Origin of the sequence: Amycolatopsis sp. lyj-84, from assembly GCF_046549075.1 — a bacterium.
Lineage (GTDB): Bacteria > Actinomycetota > Actinomycetes > Mycobacteriales > Pseudonocardiaceae > Amycolatopsis.
In genome coordinates this window covers 186,218-205,549 of record NZ_JAJPWO010000003.1, presented here as the reverse complement: position 1 = coordinate 205,549, position 19,332 = coordinate 186,218, and the positions used below count along the sequence as shown (strand labels likewise).

Here is a 19,332-nt window from a genome sequence, read left to right as displayed (position 1 = left end):
TTCGAGCGGCCGAGCTCGAGGCCGCCGGTGTACCGAACCGGACCGTTACGCGCCGGTGCGCTCCGGGCGGTCCCTGGCAGCGGCTACTGCCCGGAATCGTGCTGCTCCACAGCGGAGAACCCACCGACGAACAACGACTCCAGGCCGCGCTGCTCCACGGACGCGGTGACGCGAGCCTGACCGGCCTCTGGGCGCTCCGCCACCATGGTTTGGAGCGATTACCACCACCAGAAGACGTGCACATCCTGGTCCCTCACGATCGCCGGGTCGCAGCGACGGGCTTCGTGTACGTCGAACGAACTCGAAATCCGCCCCGCCCTCACCTCCGAGGTGGTCTCCCGGTCGCCCCGGTCCCCCGAGCCGTCATCGACGCCGCCCGACGCCTCACCGACGAGGACGAGATCCAAGCCCTCATGGCCGAGTCGGTCCAGCGCCGGTTCTGCACCCCCGAAATGCTCACCCACGAACTAGACCAAGCCGGCCGCACCGGAACAGCGCTGCCTAGGAAGGCCCTGATCCCACTCCTCGCCGGAGCGAGATCCGTCGCCGAGGCCGACGCCTGGCGTCTCTGGCGAAGATCCGGTCTCCCACCAGGCCACTGGAACGTCCCGATCTTCGACGCGAACGGCAACTACATCGCCACCCCGGACTTCTGGTGCGACGAGATCGCCTTCGCCTGGGAGATCGATTCCTACCGCCACCACGCGAACCTCGAAGACCATCGCGCCACCGTCGCCCGCAACGCGAGATACGTCGCCGCCGGGATCGTCGTGCTGCAGACACTTCCGTCCCGGCTGCGCACCGAGCCGGACGAGGTCGAGCGCGAGCTTCAAGCCGCGTTCCGGACCGCGCAGGCTCGCCCTCGCCCGGCCGTCAGGCGGGCCGCGTGAGCCGGTCCACCGCCCACGCCACCACCGGCACCACCGTGACGGCCACCCCGAAACCCCCGAAGGTGTCCGTCGGATAGTGCGCCCCGAGCGCCACCTCGGCCCACCCCATCGCGAGGCCCGCGAAAGCGACCAGGCCCACCAGCACCCCGGCCCCGCCAAGAGGCCCGAGACCGCGCACGTCGATCACCAGCAGAGCGACCACGGTCGCCACCGTCACCGCGAAGGCCGTGTGCCCACTGGGGTACGAGAGGAATTCGCCGTGGATCAGCCTGCCGGTCAGGGGTTTCAGGCCGGTGGTCAGCGCCACGGTCACCCCGGAGGCGGCCACGAGCAGGATCGCCGTCCGTGGCCGTCGGTGCCGCAGGCACAGCCAGCCGAACAGCGCGATGACGATGATCGCGCCCACCGGTTCGCCCGCGAAGTCGATCGCGGTCGCCAGGTACCAGAGCGGCCCTTCGACCCGGTCGACGACGGGGAGGACGAGGGCGTCCAGCCCGGCGGTGTGGGAGGTCCCGGCGTAGCGCAGGGCGAGTACGAGGGCGACGACGAAGCCGAAGGCGCCCAAGGTCCAGAGCGGGACCCGCGCCCGCGGTGGGAGTGCGGGCGGACCAGTGATCACGCGTCGATCGCGGCCTGGTAGCCGCCGACAAGTCTTTCCAGACCGACCTTCGGCGTGAACTCCTGTTCGTACACCAGCCTGGCCGCCCAGCCCATCTCCTGGTTCCGTTCGGCGTCGCCGACGATCTCGCGCAGCCGCGCCGCGAGCGATTCCGGGTTGCCCGGTTCGTGCAGCAGGCCGGTGACACCGTCTTCGACGAGTTCGCGGAAGGCGCCGTGGGCCGCGGCGACCGTCGGGACACCGGCGGCCATCGCCTCGACCACGACCAGCCCGAACGCTTCCAGCCATTCCGAGGGGGCGACGACGGCGTTCGAGCGGGCGATCAGGTCCCGGCATTCCTCTTTGGACTGAAGTCCGACGTAGCGGACGTCGTCGCGGCCGTGTGCCCAGCGGGCGACTTCGTCCTGCATCGGGCCGGTGCCGGCGATCACCAGCGGCGGCAGGGGCCCGCCCACGGCGGCGAGCTGGTCCCAGGCCGTCATCAGCAGGCCGATGCCCTTTTCGGCGGTGATCCGGCCGAGGAACAGCACGTGCTCTCCCGCGCCCTTGCGCGTCTTGCCCGGATCGGCGACGTAGTTGTACTTCACCGCGAGCCGTTCGGCGGGCATCCCGGCGGCGATCAGCACCTCACGCTGGGCTTTCGAGATGCAGAAGAACTGTGAAACCCCGGTCCACCAGCGATTGCGGTTCAGCACCAGGCTCGCCGCCATCGGCACGGTGGCGAGCCCCGACCCGCGGTAGCACCCGTGCCGCACCGCCGGGATCGGCTTGCGGCCCACGCAGTCGGTGCAGATGTAGCCCTCGCGGTACAGCGTGCCGGGCGGGCAGATCAGGCTGTAGTTGTGCACGGTCGCGACCGTCGGGACCCCGGCGTCGGCGCAGGCGGCCAGCACCGAAGGCGACAGCAGCGGGAACGTGTTGTGGATGTGGACGATGTCCGGCCGGTCGCCGGCCAGCCGTCTGGCCAGCTCCGCGCGCACGGCCCGGTTCCACGGCACCTGGAGCGGGACGATGGCCTTGCGCGGCAAGGACATCTCCGCGATGTCGTCGCTGCGCTTTTCGAACAGGCTGACGTCGTGCCCGGCCTCACCCAGCAGCGCGACCTCCTGGTCGACGACGTTGTTCTCGCCGCTCGGCTGCTCGGATCTGTACCGGTTGTGGATCACGAGGACCTTCACGCGGGCTCCTTGAGAAACTCGGGGTCCTCGGCGGGCGCACGCACCAGCAGCGACGCGGCCAAGGCCAGGTGCAGCAGGTACGGCGACGCGTCGCCGAGGCCCGCCTCGGTGTAGGAGGCGGAAAGACAGTAGGTGATCAGGAAGATCGCGCACGCCCTCGCCGGTGACGGCGGCCGCAGCACCGCGACCACCACCAGCACGAGCAGGAACGCCGCCACGATCGCGATCCCGACGAAGCCCTGCTCGTGATAGACCGCGAGCCAGCTGCTGTCGATCGGCAGACCGTCGTAGGACTTGTCGGTCAGGCCGACGCCGAACAAGTACTCCAGCGTCGTCCGCGGCGCGCCGAGCAGCGAGTCCCACACCTTCGCCCGGCCCGTGAGGCTGGAGAAGTTCTCCTCGGACTGCCCTCGCAGGAACCACGTCTGCAGCAGCCCGCCCAGCACCACCACGGCGAACACCCCGCCGAAGACCAGCCCGGTGAACACCTTGCGGGCGCGGGCGCTGGACATCCACTGCGACATCAGCGCCACGATGGTCCCGGCCACCAGGCCGAGCATCGCGGTGCGGGTGTGCGTCAGCAGCAGGATCCCGAACGACGGGACGATGACGATCAGCGCGTTCCGCCGGTCCAGCTTCCCGCTGAGCCACAACAAGGTCGTGAGACCGATGACGATGGCCGCGTACTGGCCGACCTGCGGCGGGGTCAGCGGCCACAGCGTCCCGGTGAGCCGTCCGCCGTATTCGAACGGCATCGCGTTGCCCGGGCTCAGCGCGAAGCCGATCACCACCGTCACCAGCACCACGCCATAGGCGCGGATATGTGCGCGGACGAGGTCGAGGCCGCCGTTCCACCAGCGGGTCAGCAACCACAGGGTGCTAAGGAAGAGGGTGAACCGGAAGCAGCGGAACAGCGCGCCGAACCCGCCTTCCAGGTTCAGGCTCGCGACCACGCTCAGCACCAGCAGCAACGTGAGCAGGGAGAGATACGCGCTGGGCCTGATGCGCAGCTTGCTGTTCAAGGCGAGCGCGATGACGAACGCGGCGCCCAGCGAGCCCATGGTGATCAGCTGGCTGACCGACCTCGGCAGCGGGATGACCGTCTTCGCGCCCGTCGAGCCCAGGGTGTTGATGATCAGCAACGTCCAGGCGATGACGGCGCCCTTGGGTATGCCCGTGCGGATCGCCGCCGCGGGACGCACCGCGGGATCGAGCATGATCAGCCACCTCCCGCGCGGGTGAATTTGCTGCCCTGGTCCTGACGGTACGGCGAACCCTGCCATTCACCGAAGCCCAGCACCCGGCTCGGCTCGAAGGCCACGAAGTTCCACGGCCCGGAGTAGGTGTTGTCGTAGAGCCGGTTGCCCTGGTCGAAGGTGATCGCCCGCTGGACGACCTCGCCCTTGTACGGCGACCACTCCGGGAACGTGCCGAAGTTCGCGAGCATCGCCATCCGCGCGCAGCTCTCTTCGCAGTTGGCGACGGCCGGATCGAGCGCGAACCGGTTGTGGTGGATCTCGACGCGCTGGGTCTTCCACCGGCAGTCGGCGTTCAGCGCGCCGGCCGCGATCGCGGGCTGCGCGCATTTGCCCTGCTCCGGCACCAGTCGCGTGCAGGAGCCGGACGAGGTGTTGGCCGGGCTGTTGCAGAACCGGTCGGAGTTCTCCCACAGGGTGACGCCGTTCCAGTTGTTCTCGAACGAGTTGCCGGAGATCTCCAGCTTGTCCGTACGCGCCTTCACCCTCGGCTCGCCGCCGGACTCGGAAATGTAGATCGACGCCACCGGGAAGCTGTCGCCGCGGTCGATGTAGCCCTTGCCGTCCACCCAGTTGTTCCGGCGGATGGTGTTGCCGGTGATGACGGCGTTGTAGCTGGTCTCGTACATCAGCGCGGAACCGTCGTTGTTCTCGATGACGTTGCCCGCGATGCGGAAGTCGTTGTTGTTCGTGTCGGCCCACAGCCCGACGCCGCGGTTGTCGTGCACCCAGTTGCCGGTGATGTCCGCGCCGTTGACCGACCAGAACTTGATCCCGCCGGTGCAGCCGCAGCCGTCGATCTTGGCTTCCCAGTCGCCGGTGTTGTTCCCGGTGATCTCGTTGCCCTCGACGACGAGACCGGTGATCCCGTTGCTCTGCGCGTACGCGTTCATCCCGTACTGCCCGTTGCGCCGCAGGCAGTTCCCCCGGACCTGCTGCCGCGCGCCCGCCATCAGCGCCGCGCCGTCGTTGTCCTGGACGGCGCTGTGCTCGATGATCCAGCCGTCGGCCGAATCGTGGTTGACCACGCCCTCGTCGTGCGGCGCGGCGAAGCCCTGCACGGTCAGGTACTGGATCTTGACGTCGGTGGCGTTGCCGGAGAAGGCGTACTGGTTGATCTTCCGGCCGTCGAGGACCGCTTTCGGCCCGCCGAGGTAGACGTTCCCCTGCTTCGGGTTGACCTGGTCGTAGCGGTCGTCGCCGAGTTTGTGCGTTCCCGATGCCAGCCAGAACGTCGTCCCGGCCGGATTCGACCGGGTCTTCGCGGCGAGGTCGCCCGGCACCGCGGGGTCGATCTTCACCGCCCCCGCCGGCGCTTCCGCCGGTCCCGCCGGGAGCTTGTCGCACACCTGCGCGACCGAACCGGACGGCGCCTCGGCCGGATCCGGTCCCGGTCCGGCCTGGTCGGCCGGGGTGGTGCAGGCGGTGAGCGCCAGCGGGCCGAGCAGCACCAGGAGTGCCGCCCGGCGGAGGCGGTGCGGTCGTGCGATCACAATGGGGGATCCTCGTTACCTGAATCGAAGGTGAGCGCCGTGGTGAACGCGGCGCCGTCGGCGGCGAGCCCGCTGCCGAGCAAGGTCCACGAGGGTTCGCGACGGCCGAACCCCGCCGAGTACCAGCCCATCGGCGGAGTGGTTTCGCCGCGGTGCGCCGACCACTGCAGTTCCGGCGGCAGCGCGAGCGACGCCTTCCGGCTTCGGCCGTCGACCGTCCACGACAGCGCCGCCGTCTCGCCGGAAAGCGTGACCTCGACGGCCGGGCCGAAGTGGAACGCGAGACGGCAGTGCTGTGCCTCGCCACCGCGGACCTCGTCGAGAACGCGCAGCACCGAGTCTTCCAGTTCCACCGACCGGCGGTGGACCGCCGGGGCGTAGCCGTCGTGTTCGGCGCTCCAGCGCGACGGGGTCCCGGCCGCGATCACGGTGGTGACCGCGTGTTTCGTCCACAGGAAAGGACCGCCGGAGACGGACTGGTCGGCGCGGGAGAGTTCGAGCGTGTTGTGCCCGGCCGTGGACCGGAAGTACGACCGCCACTTCGGTTCGCCGTGGTAGCAGTAGGTCCCCGGGTCGGCGAGGATGTCGACGCCGTCGTGCCGGACCTCCACCGAGAGCGCGTCCGCGTGCGCGTGGGCGGCGATGGACAGGAAGCCGTGCGGGCCCCCGTCGCACCGGGCCCAGATCTCGCCGTCGCGCAGGATGGTCATCCCGGCGTCGGTGAAGTCGTCCCGTCGCCGGGCCGGACGCGGGGCGGCGACCTGGATGTCCTTGGCCAGTGCGGCGAAGAGTGGCGTGCGGACATCTCCGCCGCGCACTTCCGGCCACCAGTCCGACCGTCCGAAAAGGACGGCGCCGGTGTTGAGCAGCGAAGCCCAGCGGCTCGTCTCGTCGCCATCGACGATGAGGCCGAAGCCGTCGTCGGCGTCTCCCTGCCGGGGCGGACGCAACCGATTGTCCACAATGGACGCAAGCGCGTCGGTCATCCGGAGCAGCACGAGCCAGGTCGACTCGGGCACCACGACACCGGCAGCCTTCGCCTCCAGCGCCCCGGCGAGCCCCAGTTCCAGCACGAGTCCGTGGTACTCGGTGGCGAGTTCGCGGTTGAGTCCGGAGTCGAAGGTGTTGTGCCGCAGCATCTTGTCCAACGACGCCAGCGCGGAGTCCCGCCACTGGCCGGACTCGGGGAACCAGTCGAACGCGCAGGCGGCGGCGAGCTGCCCGGCGTCCTCGGCGATCACGTGGTTGTTTGCCGAGGAACCCCGGCTCGGGAACGCGGCCAGCCAGCGCTGGTGGTGCCAGATCTGGTCGAGCGCCACCGGGTTGTCCTCGAACAGCGCCGGGGCGGGCGCCCAGCCGTCGAGCAGCCGCCGGACCCACACCCACGACAGCAGCCGGATGCCGAGCTCGATCCCGCTGAGCCAGTGCACCCCGCGCATCGGCGGGTTGGCCGCCCACCACGACTTCAGGTGCGCGGCCACCCGCTCGGCGTACCGGTCTTCGCCGGTCAGCGCGTACGCGGCGGCCAGCACGGTGAGGTGCTGGTGCCGCGACGGCTCCCAGATCTGCTTGATGTCGCCGACGGCGTCCTCGCTCCGATAAGGGATGTCGAAGGAGTACACATCGGACGGCGCGCGTCGGCCGGTCTTCGGGTCGAACGACCAATCCGGGTCGACCAGGTCATCCCGCTCGACGCCGAAGTACTCGGCGTGGCCGTCCATCAGACGGTCGGCGGTGACGAGCAGATCCTTCACCGCTTCACCGGAGACGGCGGCGAGGACCTCGTCACCGGGCACCGGCGCGAACCGGCGGTCCGGCAGCCAGGCCGCCTTGTCCCCGGCGACCCCGCGCCACTGGCGTTTGCGCACGACGTCGGTGACCCGGCCCGCGATCTCGGCAGGCCCCATCCGCGACAGTCTTCGCAGGTACCAGGACGGATCCATCAGCCCAGCCCCTCCTTGGCGTTGATCCGCACCGGCGCACCGGTTTCCAGGCTGCGGTTGACCGCGAGCGTGGCAAGGGTCGTCGAGACGAGCGAGTCGACGGAAACCGGCATCGCGACCCCGGTCTTGAGCGCGTTGACGAACGCTTCGAGCTCGGCGGCCTGGCCCTTGTCACGTCCCTTGGGAATGCGGGAGCTGGCCCACTTCTTGCGACCGAACACCGACGCGCGCGCGAAGTCGTCGAACTTCAGCACCTTGCCGTCGGCGGTGACGTCGATCGTCTCCTTGGGGAACGCCGACGAACCGCTGGTGGTGTACGCGATCGACGCGGTCGAGCCGTCCGGGTAGCGCAGCAGGATCTGCAGGTCCTGGTGGCCGGGCGTCGCGGTGGCGTACACCGAGACCGGGTCGGACCCGAGCAGCCAGCTGACCGTGTCGATGAAGTGACCGCCCTCGCCCGCGAACCGCGAGCCCTCGCTGTCGGCCTGGTTGTACCAGCTGCCGGCGTCGAGCTGACCGGCGTTGACCAGGTACCGCACGGAGGCCGGGCCGATCCGCGGGCCGAAGTGGAGCACCGACTCGTTCAGCAGCGGGGCGAACCGGCGGTTGAAGCCGACCTGCAGCCGGTCGTTGCCGGACTCCTCGATCGCGCCGAGCACGACCTCGAGTTCCTTCTCCGAGAGCGCGAGCGGCTTCTCGACGAAGACGGCCTTGCCCGCGAGCAGCGCCCGCCTGGTCAGCTCGGCGTGCGAGCTGTGCCGGGTCACGATGAACACCGCGTCGATCGCGGAGTCGTCGAGCATCGTGTCGAGATCGGTGGTGGCGCGGCCGAACCCGAACTTGCGCTTGGCGTTCGCGCCCGAGAGCGCGGAGGTGGTGACGACCTCGGTGAGGTGGACGTGCTCCATCTCCGCCAGATGCGGCAGGAGCATCGAGGACGCGTAGTTGCCCGCGCCGATGAACCCGATCCGCACTCCACCGGCCTTCGGCGCCGCGCGCACCGTCGACGGCTTGGGCACGGAAACCGAGGTGACGTGCTCGGTGGTGGTGGCGGCCCGCTTCTCGTACTCGAACAGCACCGCGACGGCCTTGAGCTCGCCCTCGTTCAGCTTCCGGTACGTCTCGACGGCGTCGGCGAAGTCCGACATGTGCGAGATCAGCGGCTCGACGTCGAGACGGCCGCTGCCCATCAGGTCGACGACGCATTCGAGGTTGCGGCGCTCGGTCCAGCGGACCTGGCCGATCGGGTAGTCGCGGCCTTCCAGTTCGTACTCCGGGTCGTAGCGGCCGGGGCCGTACGAACGGGAGAACCGGACGTCGAGTTCCTTTTCGTAGTAGGCGTTCCACGGCAGGTTCAGCGAGCACTTGCCGATGTCGATCACCCGGCCGCGGTCGCGGGCCAGCTTCGCGGCCAGCTCCACCGGCTCGTTCGTGCTGCCGCCCGCGGCGAGGTACACCTGATCGACGCCGTGCCCGGAGCTGATCTCCGCGACCGCCGTGTCGATGACGCCGGAGCCCGGGTCACCGCATTTGAGCGCGCCGAGCTGTTCGGCGAGCGCGCAGCGCGACGGGTCCGGGTCGACACCGACGACGCGGACCCCGGAGGCGACCAGCAACTGCACGACCAGCTGGCCGATCAGGCCGAGCCCGATGACCAGCGCGATGTCGCCGATCTGCGGCTCGCCCTGGCGGACACCCTGCATCGCGATCGAACCGACGGTACCGAAGGCGGCGTGCCGAGGGTCGACGCCGTCGGGCACCTTGGAGTACAGGTTCTTGGGTACCCAGTTCAGTTCCGCGTGCAGCGCGTGCTCGTTCCCGGCGCACGCCACGTAGTCCCCGACGGCGACGTCGTGGATGCCCGCGCCGACCTCCTCGACCACCCCGCACAGCGAGTAGCCCAGTGGCGTGTACGAGTCGAGTTTGTTCATCGCCTTGCGGTAGGTGGCGCCGAGCCCGTTGGTCGCGACGCTCTGCATCACCTTCGCGACCTGGTCCGGCCGCGCCTTCGCCTTGCCAACCAGGGAAAGGCTCGCCTCGGACACCTTCATCATCTCGGTGCCGGTGGAGATCAGCGAATAGGCGGTGCGGACCAGCACACCCCCCGGTTTGCACGCGGGGACTTCGACGTCGAGGAGCGCCAGCTCCCCGCTCTTGTAGTTCTGCACTACCTGCTTCACGTCGCTCCTAGGAGGCGGAGTTCGCGCGGGCCTCGACGGCGCCGCGATACCAGTACTCAAGGGTCAAGATGTGCCAGAGATGCTTGGACCGGTCCTGCTGCCCGGACGCGTCTTCGTCGACGAGCCGTTGCAGGGCCTCACGACGGAGGAACCCGGCCTTCACCAATTCACCTTCGTTCGTCACCTCGCGCACCAACGGCGCGAGGTCGCGGCTCATCCAAGCCCGCAGCGGTGCGCTGAACAGGCCCTTCGGCCGGTGCACGATCTCGGCGGGGAGGATCGACAGCGCCGCTTCCTTGAGCGCCATCTTCCCTTGGCGCTTCACGATCTTCTTGTCGCCGGGGATCCGGAACGCGGCCTTCACGACCTCGATGTCGACGAACGGCGTCCGCACCTCGGTGGAGGCCGCCATGCTGGACCGGTCGGTGTAGGCGAGGTTCAGCCCCGGCAGGAAGAGCCGGGAATCGGCGAGGCACATGCGGTTCACGAAGTCGGTCAACGTGTTGTCGTGATAGGTGTCCGCGTGCTCGGTGATCACGTCGTCGACGGCGCCGGCGAGATCCGGGTTCAGCAGCCCGGCGAGCTCGGCCTGGTCGTACATCGTGTAGCTGCGCCGGAACGCGGTCTCCTCCGGCAGTTCCGCGAACGAGAGGAACCGCTTGGCGAACCGGACCGAACGGAACCCGCGCTTCGACGTCGCCACCGGCAGTCTGTCCACAAGGGACTCGACCGGGCGGCGGACGAGTCCGGGGACCCGCTGATACTGCACGGCGATCTTGTTCGCGAGATGCTTGCGGTACCCGGCGAACAGCTCGTCGGCGCCCATCCCCGAAAGCATCACCTTGACGCCCGCCTCGCGGGCGGCGGTGCAGATCAGGTAGCTGTTGATCGCCGCCGGATCGCCGATCGGCTCGTCGAGGTGGTAGGTCATCCGCGGCAGCAGGTCGAGGACCTGCGGCGCGATCTCGATCTCGTGCAGGTCGACGCCGAACTTCGCGGCGACCTTCTTCGCGTACATGAGGTCGTCCGGCATCGCCTCGAACTTCGCGTCCTCGGCCCGGAAACCGATGGTGTACGCGGAGATCCCCGGCTGTTCGCGCGCGGCGATCGCGGTCAGGTAGCTGGAGTCGAGGCCACCGGAGAGGAACGTCGCCACCGGCACGTCGGCCATCAGGTGCTTGCGCGTGGAGTCCTCGATGACGGCGTTGAGGTCGAATTCGCCCTCGAAGGCGGCGCCTTCCTCGGCGACCTGGCGCAGCGACCAGAAGGTGCCGCGTTCGACGTCACCGTTCGGCCGGAACCGCGCCCAGCTGCCCGGCGGCAGCTTCTCGGCCTCGCTGAACGCGCACCGGCCGTCCGGAACCCAGTAATAGAGCAGGGACGCGACGAGCGCGGTGTCGTCGACGGTCAGCGAGCCGCCGAGTTCGGAGGCCAGGGCCTTCAGCTCGGAGGCGAACGCGACGCCCTTGCCGCGGCGGACCAGGAACAGCGGTTTGATGCCGAGCTGGTCTCGCACCAGGGTCAAGGCGCCGGTGCGCTCGTCGAAGACACCGAACGCGAACATGCCGCGCAGCCGGTGCAGGCCGTCGGTGCCCCACGCGCGCCAGGCTTCCAGCAGGACCTCGGTGTCGGACGTCCCCCGGAACCGCACGCCGGTGGCTTCGAGCTCCTTGCGCAACTCCGGCGAGTTGTACAGCTCGCCGTTGTAGGTCAGCGCGAGACCGTCCTTGACCATCGGCTGCGCGCCGGTGTCGGTCAGGTCGACGATCGACAGCCGCCGGTGTCCTAAGTGGACATCCCCCTCACCGGCGCGGTGGTCGTATCGCCCCGAACCGTCCGGTCCGCGATGGGCGATGATCTTGGTGAGCCGATCGGTGAGCGGTCCCCCGTCCGGCCAGAAATAGGCCCCTGCGATGCCGCACATCTGCTTTCGCTCCCTATAGCGCTTCGGCGTTATCCGGTGAAACGGGCGAGAATCGTTTGGTCGGCTGATCCGCGTTGTCGTGGTCCTCGGGCCGCTTGTACGGCGTCGGAGGCCTTCGTCGCGCGCTCTTCTTCTCCCGTGGCGGCTCCAGGACCCGCTCGACGGTGCGTTCGGCGTCCGTCTCGACCGGCGCGACCCTCGAGAGCCGCCGCACGGGGGCGTCCTCGTCGGGGAACATCTCGACCGGTTTCGGCGCGGGCCTGGCGACCCGCTCGGGCACGACCTTGCGCTCGGGCATCGGCATGCGTTCCGGTACGACCGGGCGGGCGCGCGCCACCGGCCGCGCGGGCACGGGCAGCGGCTCCGGCAGCGCACTGCCGCGTCCGCGCAACGCGGTGTGCAGGCCGTCCCACAACGTTCCGTCGGTGTGGTCGCGCGGATCGGGATCCACCACCACGACACCGAGGATCGGGATGCGCCGGTCGGCCAGCTGGCGCGCGACGGTGTGCAGCCATTCGGTGTTCGCGTGCCCGGTGCGGACGACGAGGATCGCCTCCTCGCCGAGGAATTCCAGGTCCGTCCACGCCGTGCCGGGCTCGATCGAGCCGACGCCGATCCGGCGTTCCTTACCGGCCGACGGCGCGTCGCCGCGGTCGAGCACCTGGATCGGGCCGTCACCCGCCAGCTCGCGGAGGTTCGCCTTCGGCAGGTCGTCGACGAGCGAGACCGGCCCCTTCTCCGCCAGCTCGCGTGCCATGTCGACGGCGAGCGCGGCGGTGACCGTGCGGGCGCCGAGATCGAGCACCGACACCGAACCGCCCTCCTTGCGGACGGCCCGGACCAGCGTCGCCGCGACCCGCTTGCGCCGGGCGGCCGCGCGCGAGGCCCGCAGGAACCGCGGCGGTTTCGGCAGCTGCGCGATGACCGAGGCGCCGAGGTGCCGCGAGATCTCGCGGCGCAGCACCGGCCGGTCCTTCACCACGCTCGTGACGGCCGCGAGCGCCAGCCCGGCCAGCAATCCCAGCGCTAGGCCGATCCCGGCGTCGGTGGCGAGGGTCTTGAGCAGCGAACGCGGCAGGATCCGCGGCGCGTCCACGATCTGCGTCCCGGCGGCGACCTTCGGCGTGCCGATGCCCGCCTCCTGCGCGCGGCCGTCGTAGTCGGAGATCTTCGAGTTCAGCTCGGCCCGGCGCGAGTAGAACCGCTCCAGCTGGGCCGGGTTGGCGTTGCGGCCCTTGGCCTCTTCGGTGACGATCCCGCTTTCGATCGTCGTGAGCTCGTTCTGGGCCTGGTTACGCTGATCCAGCAAGGCTTTCTGAGTCGCCGCCGCGGCCGCTTGGTTGCGGGCGATGTACTCGGTGATGAAGGCGTCGGAGATCGCCTGGGCCCTGGCGAGGGCCTCGTCCTTGCTCTTCCCCTTGACCGTCAGCTGGAGGACGTTGTTCGTCAGCCCCAGCCCTTCGTAGTCCTTGAGGAACTCCTCCGGCGCCTGAGTGCTGTTCAGCTTCTTGAGTGCCTCGTTGGCGATCTTCGTCGTCTGGAGCACGGCGACGTCGGTCCGCATCAGCGTTCCGCTGTCGGTCGGCGAGTCGTCGGGGTGGATCACCAGGATCTGCGCCACCGCGGTGGGCGGCGACGGCAGGAACATCGCGACCAGCCCGCCGGCGATCAGCCCCAGCAGGGCGGTGGCCAGCCACAGGCGGCGGCGTCTGCGGACCGAGACGACCAGCCGCTGCAGGTCGATGAGCGGCTCGGACTTCGCTTTTTCGGCGCTGGTCACGCTGTACCTGCCAGTGCTTCGTGGTCGGTGGGGGTGGGTGCGCCGGAGCGGGTGCGGGTCGGCCGGACCGGGCGGGTCAGCACGGCACCGACGACGGCCAGACCGGCGTCGGCGACGGCTTCGGCGATCCCGATCAGCTCCCAGTCGGACCGGGAGCCGAGGCTCGACACGACGAGGACCCCTTCGGCGTCGGTGTCTTCGATGACGGGCCGGTTCGGGGACACCGTCACCACGGTGAACCAGCGGTCGGCGAGACCGGCGATCCGCTCGGCGGCCGCCTGCCCGGCGTGGTCACCGTCGGCGGTCAGCACGAGCAGCCGCCGGTGCGGGAGCCGCGAGACCAAGCGGCGGTAGTGGACGTCGTTGTCGACCTCGTCGGCGAAGACGTCGACCCGCGGGGTGTTCCATGGCCTGTCGTCGCCGAGGAGCTTGGCCCGCAGGGTGGTCGCGGCGGGCCGCTCGTCCACGACGTCGAAGGTGGCCAGCACCGGGCCGCCGAGCGCCGCGGCGATCTCCTCCTCGTCCCGCAGCCGCCGGTCGGTGCGGGCGGTGAAGAGGTGCCCGAACAGGCCGATCAGGAAGAACAGCGCCGCGCCGCCGAGGGCGAGCTGCGGCAAGGTCGGCGCCGCGGCAGCGGACGGCAACTCGGCCGAACCCAGGACGACCATGTTGCCGAGGCCGCTCGCGGTGTCGGCCGCGTTCAGGCTGGACATCGCCGACTCGATCGACGAGCGCAGGCCTTGCAGTTCGGTGCGGAGCTGGACGCTCTCCACCGTCGTCTTGCCTTCGTTGACCTTCGCGGAGAGCTCGCTGATCCGCTGGTTCGTCTGCGCGACCTGCTGCCGCAGCGTCTCGCGGCGTTCCTGCGCCAGCTGGACCGCGGCGTCGCCGGAACCGGCGATGATCTGGGTGGAGTACTTCACGAACTCACTCGCGAGCTGATCGGCCATCCGCTGCGTCTGTTCGGCGGTGTCACCGGTGGCCTCGATGGTGATGACATTGCCCTGTGCGACCGAAGTGGCCACCTTGTCCCGCAGATCGGCGCCGGTCTCGCCGTCACCGAGGACGGCGGCGGCCCGGTCGAGCACGACCGAACTGGTCGCCACCTCGGCCTGGGTGAGCAGTTCGTCCGCCTCGCGCGGGCCCTGGAGCAGCACGCTGGACGTGGTGCGGTAGCCGGGGGAAAGGATCACCGACGATCCCGCCCCGACCAGGGCACCGAGGACGGCGAGGACCACCAGGGTCCGCCACCGCCCTCGCAGAACCTGTCCGATCATGGACAGGCGCACCGTGTCGTCAGTCAAAGCCGGGATCTCCCATCGGTGCCTGGCACCGCCGCAGATGGCGTATCACCAACCCCGTCGGACCGACCACGGCGTTGGTTACAGGATTGCCCGAGTCTTGTTCAAAACGCGACCGGGAAGTCGATCAACGGATCGCGGCCGCGTAGGCCGCGAGCAGGGCTTTCTGGGAGTTCTCCCAAGAGAGCGGACCGGCGACGCGCGCCCGCCCCAGCTCACCCATCTCGGCCCGCTGTTCCGGCGAGTCGAGCAGATGCGCGATCAACTTCGCGAACTCCGGCTCGTCGTTCGCCGGTGCGTACAGCGCGGCCTCTCCGGCCGAGACCCGGGCCTCCCGCAGTTCGAAGGAGACGATCGGGCGGCTCATCGCCATGTACTCCATGATCTTGTTCATGGTCGACACGTCGTTGAGCGGGTTCAGGGGGTCCGGCGACAGGCACACGTCGGCCGAGGACAGGTAGCGCAGCAGGTCCTCGTCGGAGATCCGGCCGGTGAACTCGACCTGGTCGTCGAGCTTCAGTTCCTTGGACAGCGCGATCATGGCGTCGAAGGCGTCGCCGGAACCGATGAACACGGCGTGCCAGTCGGTGCGTCCGACCTCGTCACGCAGGGACGCGAGCGCGCGCAGTGCGTAGTCGACGCCGTCCTGCGGGCCCATCACGCCGAGGTACGCCAGCAGGTGCGGCTTGCCCTTCTTCAGCTCGGGCTCGGCCGGGACCATGTGGAACCGCTCGACCACGGGCGCGCTGCGCACGACGAAGACGTCGTCCGGCGACTTGCCGCCGCGCTTCACCGCGACGTCCTTGTAGCTCTCGTTGGTCGCGATGACGACGTTCGCCGTCTTGTAGGTGCGGCGCTCCAGCGCGCAGACCGCGCGGTAGAGGAAGTCCTCGCCGCGGTTGAACCGCGAGAGGTACAGCTCGGGGCAGAGGTCGTGCTGGTCGAAGATGAACTTCGCGCCCTGGCGCTTGAGGTAGAGCGCGACCAGGAACAGCATGTCCGGCGGGTTGCACGCGTGCACGACGTCCACCCGGCCGACCTTGCGGGCGAGGCGGAGCGTGTGCCACAGCGCGGAGCCGTACTCCTGGACATACCCGGCCGGACCGCCGGTGGCGGCCTTCAGCGGGTACCGCAGGATGTGGACGCCGTCGATGGTGACTTCGGCCTCGGTGTCCCGCTTCGTCCCTTGTGGACAGATGACGTGGACTTCCCAGCCGGCGTCACGGAGCGTTTGGCACTCCTGCCAGACACGGCGATCGAAGGGGACGGAAAGGTTCTCGACGAGGATGAGAGCTTTACCAGGCAAGACCGACATATCCCTCTTCAGCCCGGCGCTTGTCAGCATCGGGTACGCGGACGAGATCGATGATGGTGTGGCCGCCGCCGACCGGATGCGCCGCGAGGACGTCCGGGTCGTTGCAGCCGATGAGGGAGACCTCGGCGTGGTCGAGGACCTCGTCGATGGAGCCGGCCAGCAGCTGACCGAGATGCGGCAGCCTGCCCTCGATGTACTCGCGGTTCGCGCCCATCAGCCGCGAAAGGCTGACGTTGGCGTCGTAGATGCGGAGGTCGTACCCCTTGCCGAGCAGGCGCTCCGCGAGCTCGACGAGCGGGCTCTCGCGAAGGTCGTCGGTGCCGGGTTTGAAGGACAGGCCGAACAGCCCGACCTTGCGTTTCCCGGTGCGCGCGACCAGGTCGAAGGCGCGCTGAAGGTGTTCGTCGTTGGAGGGCAGCACGTGCGACAGGATCGGGACCGCGACGTCCGCGCGGTGCGCGGCGTAGACCAGGCCGCGCAGATCCTTGGGGAGGCACGAGCCGCCGAAGGCGAACCCGGGGCGGAGGTAGGCGGGGCTGATGTTGAGCTTGCGATCGGCGAGGAAGACGTCGATCACCTGGTGCGAGTCGAGCCCCAAGGCGCGGCAGATGGCGCCGAGCTCGTTCGCGAAACCGATCTTGAGCCCGTGGAAGGAGTTGTCGGCGTACTTCGTCATCTCGGCGACCGGGATCGCGACGCGGAAGACCTCGCCGGGAAGCCCCTCGTAGAGCGCCGCGACGACGTCGCCGCTGGCCGCGTCGAGCTGGCCAATGACGGTCTTGGGCGGGTCGTAGAAGTCCTTGACGCTGCTGCCCTCGCGCAGGAACTCGGGGTTCACCGCGACCCCGAAGTCGACGCCGGCGGTGAGGCCGGACGACTTCTCGAGGATGGGGACCAGCAGGTCGAGGCAGGTGCCCGGCAGCATGGTGCTGCGGAAGACGACGGTGTGGCGCTCGGTCTTGGCCTTGAGCGCCTCACCGATCTCCTCGGCCACGCGCTCCAGGAACGCCGTCGACAGGCTGCCGTTCGGCGCCGACGGGGTACCGACGCAGATCAGGGAGACTTCGCTGTCCGCGATCGCCTGTCTGACGTCGGTGGTCGCTCTCAGCGCGCCGCTGGCGACGACCTCCGCGGTCAGCTCGCCGATGCGCTCCTCGACCACCGGCGCCTTGCCGCCGGAAATGAGGTCGATCTTCACCGGGTTCACGTCGACCCCGACGACCTCGTGCCCACGCCCCGCCAGGCACGCCGCCGACACACAACCGACGTAACCGAGCCCGAAGACACTGATCTTCATGACGAATTCCTCCAGCCGCATTCCGCTGCCCGTTGGTCGGCTGGAGGACCGGGTTCGTTACCGCCGTCCGCAAGTCGCCTGCTTTTGGCGGAATGCCTGTGCGGCAAGGGAATTACTCATCGTTCGAAGACCCGGAAACGCTACAGGACGGGCGTAAGGGTTTCGTACCGATTGAGGCGGGACGGCGGTGGGGCGCGGAGGGACCGGGGAGAGGGCCGGAGGGGCCGGGGAGTGACAGGGGTGGCGGTGGGGCGTGGGTCGGGGTGGTCGTGAGTGGCGATTCGGGTTCTAACCCGAATCGCCACTCACGACCACGGTGACAACTACCTCCAGGCGACCGAGGGCGGTACGAACGGGCCTCTCACGCGGGGGCAAGGCGTGAAAGGACCGTTCATCACCCTCCTCGCCCCGTCTCAGTCCCGAGAGTCCTGCGAGTCCTCAGAGCGCGGACGCGGCGAGGGCTTGAAGCCCGGCACGTCCTTGCGGGAGACCGGAACCACCGCGAGCCGGCGCCGTCCCGGCATGGCGGCCACGAGGACCACGCCGATCAGCAGCATCGTGGTACCCATCCAGAACATCGGCACCGTGTCGTAGGCGGCGTTGGTGTAAGCCAGGTTCTTGACCGGGCCCTTCGGCGCAGCGCCACCGTTGTTGCCCGCGGGCGGCGGAGTCGTCGTGCCGCACTCGACACCGCCGGTCGGCGCGTACGCCCGGGCGATCTGCTCGCCGAGCGACACCTGGGCCAGCGACGAAGGCAGCTTCTTCGCGGCTTCCGGCGGCAGCGCCTTCTGCAGCGCCGTCGTCGGCAGGATCTGCAGGTCCAGCAGTCGCGCCGAGGCACCCATCTGGAAGCCCTTGAACGGCGACGTCATGTCGCTCGACTTCTGGTTCAGCCCGGCGATCGACAGCTTCAGCACCCCGAGGTCGAGGGTGAGCCCGTTCCCGGCCTCGCCGCCCGGAAGCTGTTTGGTGGCACCGTCGAGCATCTCGGCGAGCCCGCCGATGACCGGCACGTTCTTCAGCTGCTCGAAGCCGGGGAGCTGCTTGAGCGACGGCAGCGGGATGCCGATCGGGATGTCCTTGGCCGGGTTGTTCGCGTCGAGGGTGAACAGCACCTTGTCGCCGCGGACGACCTGCAGCACCGGCGCGGTGTACTCGACCTTCGACGTCTTCTTGTCGCCGGTCGAGGTGACCCGCAGCGTCGGCTGGCTGGCGACCTTGATCGTCAGGCCGAGCGGCGTGCCCTTCAGCAGTTCGATGCTGGCCGCCTGCAGGGTCGACGTCGATTCGACGGCCTTGTTCTTCGTGCCGGGGATGTCGACCAGCCGCACGGTCGAGCGCGACGACAGCGTGTTCGGCAGGCTCAGCACCGCGCCCTTGCCGTCACTGTTGGCGCTGGTGCCCGAAAGCAGCCCGCCCAGGCTCGCCAGCGGACCCGGAAGCGCCTTAAGCCCGGCTGTGAGTTGCGCTGAAGCCTCGGTCAGCTGGTCGGCGCCCGGGATGTTCGGGATCGACGGCAGCAGCGCGAGGTTCGCGATCGACGTGCTCGAGTCGGCGATCGTGCCGACGCACGGCCCGAGCGTCGGGCTCCAGCGCGCGTGCGCCTCGCCGTTCAGCAGACCGAGGTTGAACAGCGGGTTCTTCGGCGCGTTGAGGCCGCCGCTGATCGGCTTCGGGTTGTCCGGCAGTGCGGTCTGCACGAGGCTGCCCGGCGTCTGCGGCGCGTTGCCCGCGGCGGACAGGCCGAACGGCGACGACTGCGCGATCGACCGCTCGTAGCTCAGGTAGGCCTCGGAGTTGGCCTGCGCGCTGGAAAGTCCCATCCCGGCTTCGAGCGCGGACTGCTTCGGAAGCTGGTCACTGACGCCGGGCAGGATCGCGCTCGTCGGCACGGCGTTGGGCAGCAGCCGCAGCACGCCGAGCGCCGCACCCGCGTCGCCGACGGCCTTGCCCAGCGGCTGCGGGCCGATCGGTGACGACATCGGCGGCTGTCCCGGGTTGGCCGGTTCGGGGATCGGCGTGGTCGGGATCGTCTGGGCGGTCGCCGGGGCCGCGGTCAGCAAGAGCAGAGCCGCGGCGGCCGGAAGCGCCAGCACACGGGGCAGTCGTCGCCGCATGAACAGGTCCTCCAGTGGGGATGGGCCGGTCTTGGGGGA

14 protein-coding genes are annotated in these 19,332 nt (G+C 69.5%); 1 reads left to right on the top strand and 13 read right to left on the bottom strand.

Annotated features, from left to right (window positions below; all coding sequences use genetic code 11):
* Nucleotides 1–83: 83 nt before the first annotated feature.
* Entirely contained in the window at nucleotides 84–206 is a 123-nt protein-coding gene (locus tag ACLJRM_RS11060; protein WP_255414877.1) for a hypothetical protein, read from the bottom strand.
* Between the two features lie 207 nt (nucleotides 207–413).
* Here ACLJRM_RS11060 and ACLJRM_RS11055 point away from each other — a divergent pair, with 207 nt between their 5' ends.
* The gene (locus ACLJRM_RS11055) at nucleotides 414–890 is read left to right on the top strand and encodes a hypothetical protein (protein WP_410662964.1); all 477 of its coding nucleotides are present in this window, start codon (nucleotides 414–416) and stop codon (nucleotides 888–890) included.
* Here the strand turns inward: ACLJRM_RS11055 and ACLJRM_RS11050 are convergent.
* The 12 genes from ACLJRM_RS11050 to ACLJRM_RS10995 all read right to left on the bottom strand — a co-directional run bounded on the left by ACLJRM_RS11050 (nucleotide 874) and on the right by ACLJRM_RS10995 (nucleotide 19,293).
* Nucleotides 874–1,509 (bottom strand): phosphatase PAP2 family protein, encoded by a 636-nt coding sequence (locus ACLJRM_RS11050; RefSeq protein ID WP_101612089.1) that lies wholly within the window; start codon nucleotides 1,507–1,509, stop codon nucleotides 874–876. The two genes, ACLJRM_RS11055 and ACLJRM_RS11050, sit on opposite strands and share 17 nt — an antisense overlap.
* The gene (locus ACLJRM_RS11045) at nucleotides 1,506–2,687 is read right to left on the bottom strand and encodes a glycosyltransferase family 4 protein (protein WP_410662963.1); all 1,182 of its coding nucleotides are present in this window, start codon (nucleotides 2,685–2,687) and stop codon (nucleotides 1,506–1,508) included. The genes ACLJRM_RS11050 and ACLJRM_RS11045 overlap by 4 nt, the downstream gene beginning before the upstream one ends.
* Nucleotides 2,684–3,904, bottom strand: coding sequence for a hypothetical protein (locus ACLJRM_RS11040; RefSeq protein WP_101612087.1), 1,221 nt, complete (start codon nucleotides 3,902–3,904; stop codon nucleotides 2,684–2,686). Before ACLJRM_RS11040 ends, ACLJRM_RS11045 begins: the two co-directional genes overlap by 4 nt.
* 2 nt (nucleotides 3,905–3,906) lie before the next feature.
* Nucleotides 3,907–5,436, bottom strand: a complete 1,530-nt coding sequence (locus ACLJRM_RS11035) for a right-handed parallel beta-helix repeat-containing protein (protein WP_101612086.1) — start codon at nucleotides 5,434–5,436, stop codon at nucleotides 3,907–3,909.
* Nucleotides 5,433–7,379 (bottom strand): alginate lyase family protein, encoded by a 1,947-nt coding sequence (locus tag ACLJRM_RS11030; RefSeq protein WP_410662962.1) that lies wholly within the window; start codon nucleotides 7,377–7,379, stop codon nucleotides 5,433–5,435. Before ACLJRM_RS11030 ends, ACLJRM_RS11035 begins: the two co-directional genes overlap by 4 nt.
* A complete protein-coding gene (locus tag ACLJRM_RS11025) occupies nucleotides 7,379–9,559 on the bottom strand; it encodes a bi-domain-containing oxidoreductase (protein WP_410662961.1) in 2,181 nt (726 codons plus the stop codon). The genes ACLJRM_RS11030 and ACLJRM_RS11025 overlap by 1 nt, the downstream gene beginning before the upstream one ends.
* Nucleotides 9,560–9,566: 7 nt before the next feature.
* Nucleotides 9,567–11,483 (bottom strand): asparagine synthase (glutamine-hydrolyzing), encoded by a 1,917-nt coding sequence (asnB, locus tag ACLJRM_RS11020; RefSeq protein WP_101612083.1) that lies wholly within the window; start codon nucleotides 11,481–11,483, stop codon nucleotides 9,567–9,569.
* A 13-nt stretch (nucleotides 11,484–11,496) separates the two neighbouring features.
* The gene (locus tag ACLJRM_RS11015; RefSeq protein ID WP_101612082.1) at nucleotides 11,497–13,263 is read right to left on the bottom strand and encodes a Wzz/FepE/Etk N-terminal domain-containing protein; all 1,767 of its coding nucleotides are present in this window, start codon (nucleotides 13,261–13,263) and stop codon (nucleotides 11,497–11,499) included.
* The gene (locus ACLJRM_RS11010; protein WP_101613692.1) at nucleotides 13,260–14,540 is read right to left on the bottom strand and encodes an exopolysaccharide biosynthesis protein; all 1,281 of its coding nucleotides are present in this window, start codon (nucleotides 14,538–14,540) and stop codon (nucleotides 13,260–13,262) included. Before ACLJRM_RS11010 ends, ACLJRM_RS11015 begins: the two co-directional genes overlap by 4 nt.
* Before the next feature lie 151 nt (nucleotides 14,541–14,691).
* Entirely contained in the window at nucleotides 14,692–15,879 is a 1,188-nt protein-coding gene (locus ACLJRM_RS11005; RefSeq protein WP_101612081.1) for a glycosyltransferase family 4 protein, read from the bottom strand.
* A complete protein-coding gene (locus ACLJRM_RS11000) occupies nucleotides 15,860–17,176 on the bottom strand; it encodes a nucleotide sugar dehydrogenase (RefSeq protein WP_410662960.1) in 1,317 nt (438 codons plus the stop codon). Before ACLJRM_RS11000 ends, ACLJRM_RS11005 begins: the two co-directional genes overlap by 20 nt.
* Nucleotides 17,177–17,589: 413 nt before the next feature.
* On the bottom strand, nucleotides 17,590–19,293 hold the full coding sequence (locus ACLJRM_RS10995) for a hypothetical protein (protein WP_410662959.1): 1,704 nt from the start codon (nucleotides 19,291–19,293) through the stop codon (nucleotides 17,590–17,592).
* Between the last annotated feature and the right edge of the window lie 39 nt (nucleotides 19,294–19,332).

Coding starts and splice junctions, on each gene's coding strand:
- ACLJRM_RS11060 (WP_255414877.1), bottom strand. CDS start 206: ATGGTGGCGGAGCGCCCAGAGGCCGGTCAGGCTCGCGTCACCGCGTCC.
- ACLJRM_RS11055 (WP_410662964.1), top strand. CDS start 414: ATGGCCGAGTCGGTCCAGCGCCGGTTCTGCACCCCCGAAATGCTCACC.
- ACLJRM_RS11040 (WP_101612087.1), bottom strand. CDS start 3,904: ATGCTCGATCCCGCGGTGCGTCCCGCGGCGGCGATCCGCACGGGCATA.
- ACLJRM_RS11030 (WP_410662962.1), bottom strand. CDS start 7,379: ATGGATCCGTCCTGGTACCTGCGAAGACTGTCGCGGATGGGGCCTGCC.
- asnB (WP_101612083.1), bottom strand. CDS start 11,483: ATGTGCGGCATCGCAGGGGCCTATTTCTGGCCGGACGGGGGACCGCTC.
- ACLJRM_RS11010 (WP_101613692.1), bottom strand. CDS start 14,540: ATGATCGGACAGGTTCTGCGAGGGCGGTGGCGGACCCTGGTGGTCCTC.
- ACLJRM_RS11005 (WP_101612081.1), bottom strand. CDS start 15,879: ATGTCGGTCTTGCCTGGTAAAGCTCTCATCCTCGTCGAGAACCTTTCC.
- ACLJRM_RS11000 (WP_410662960.1), bottom strand. CDS start 17,176: ATGAAGATCAGTGTCTTCGGGCTCGGTTACGTCGGTTGTGTGTCGGCG.
- ACLJRM_RS10995 (WP_410662959.1), bottom strand. CDS start 19,293: ATGCGGCGACGACTGCCCCGTGTGCTGGCGCTTCCGGCCGCCGCGGCT.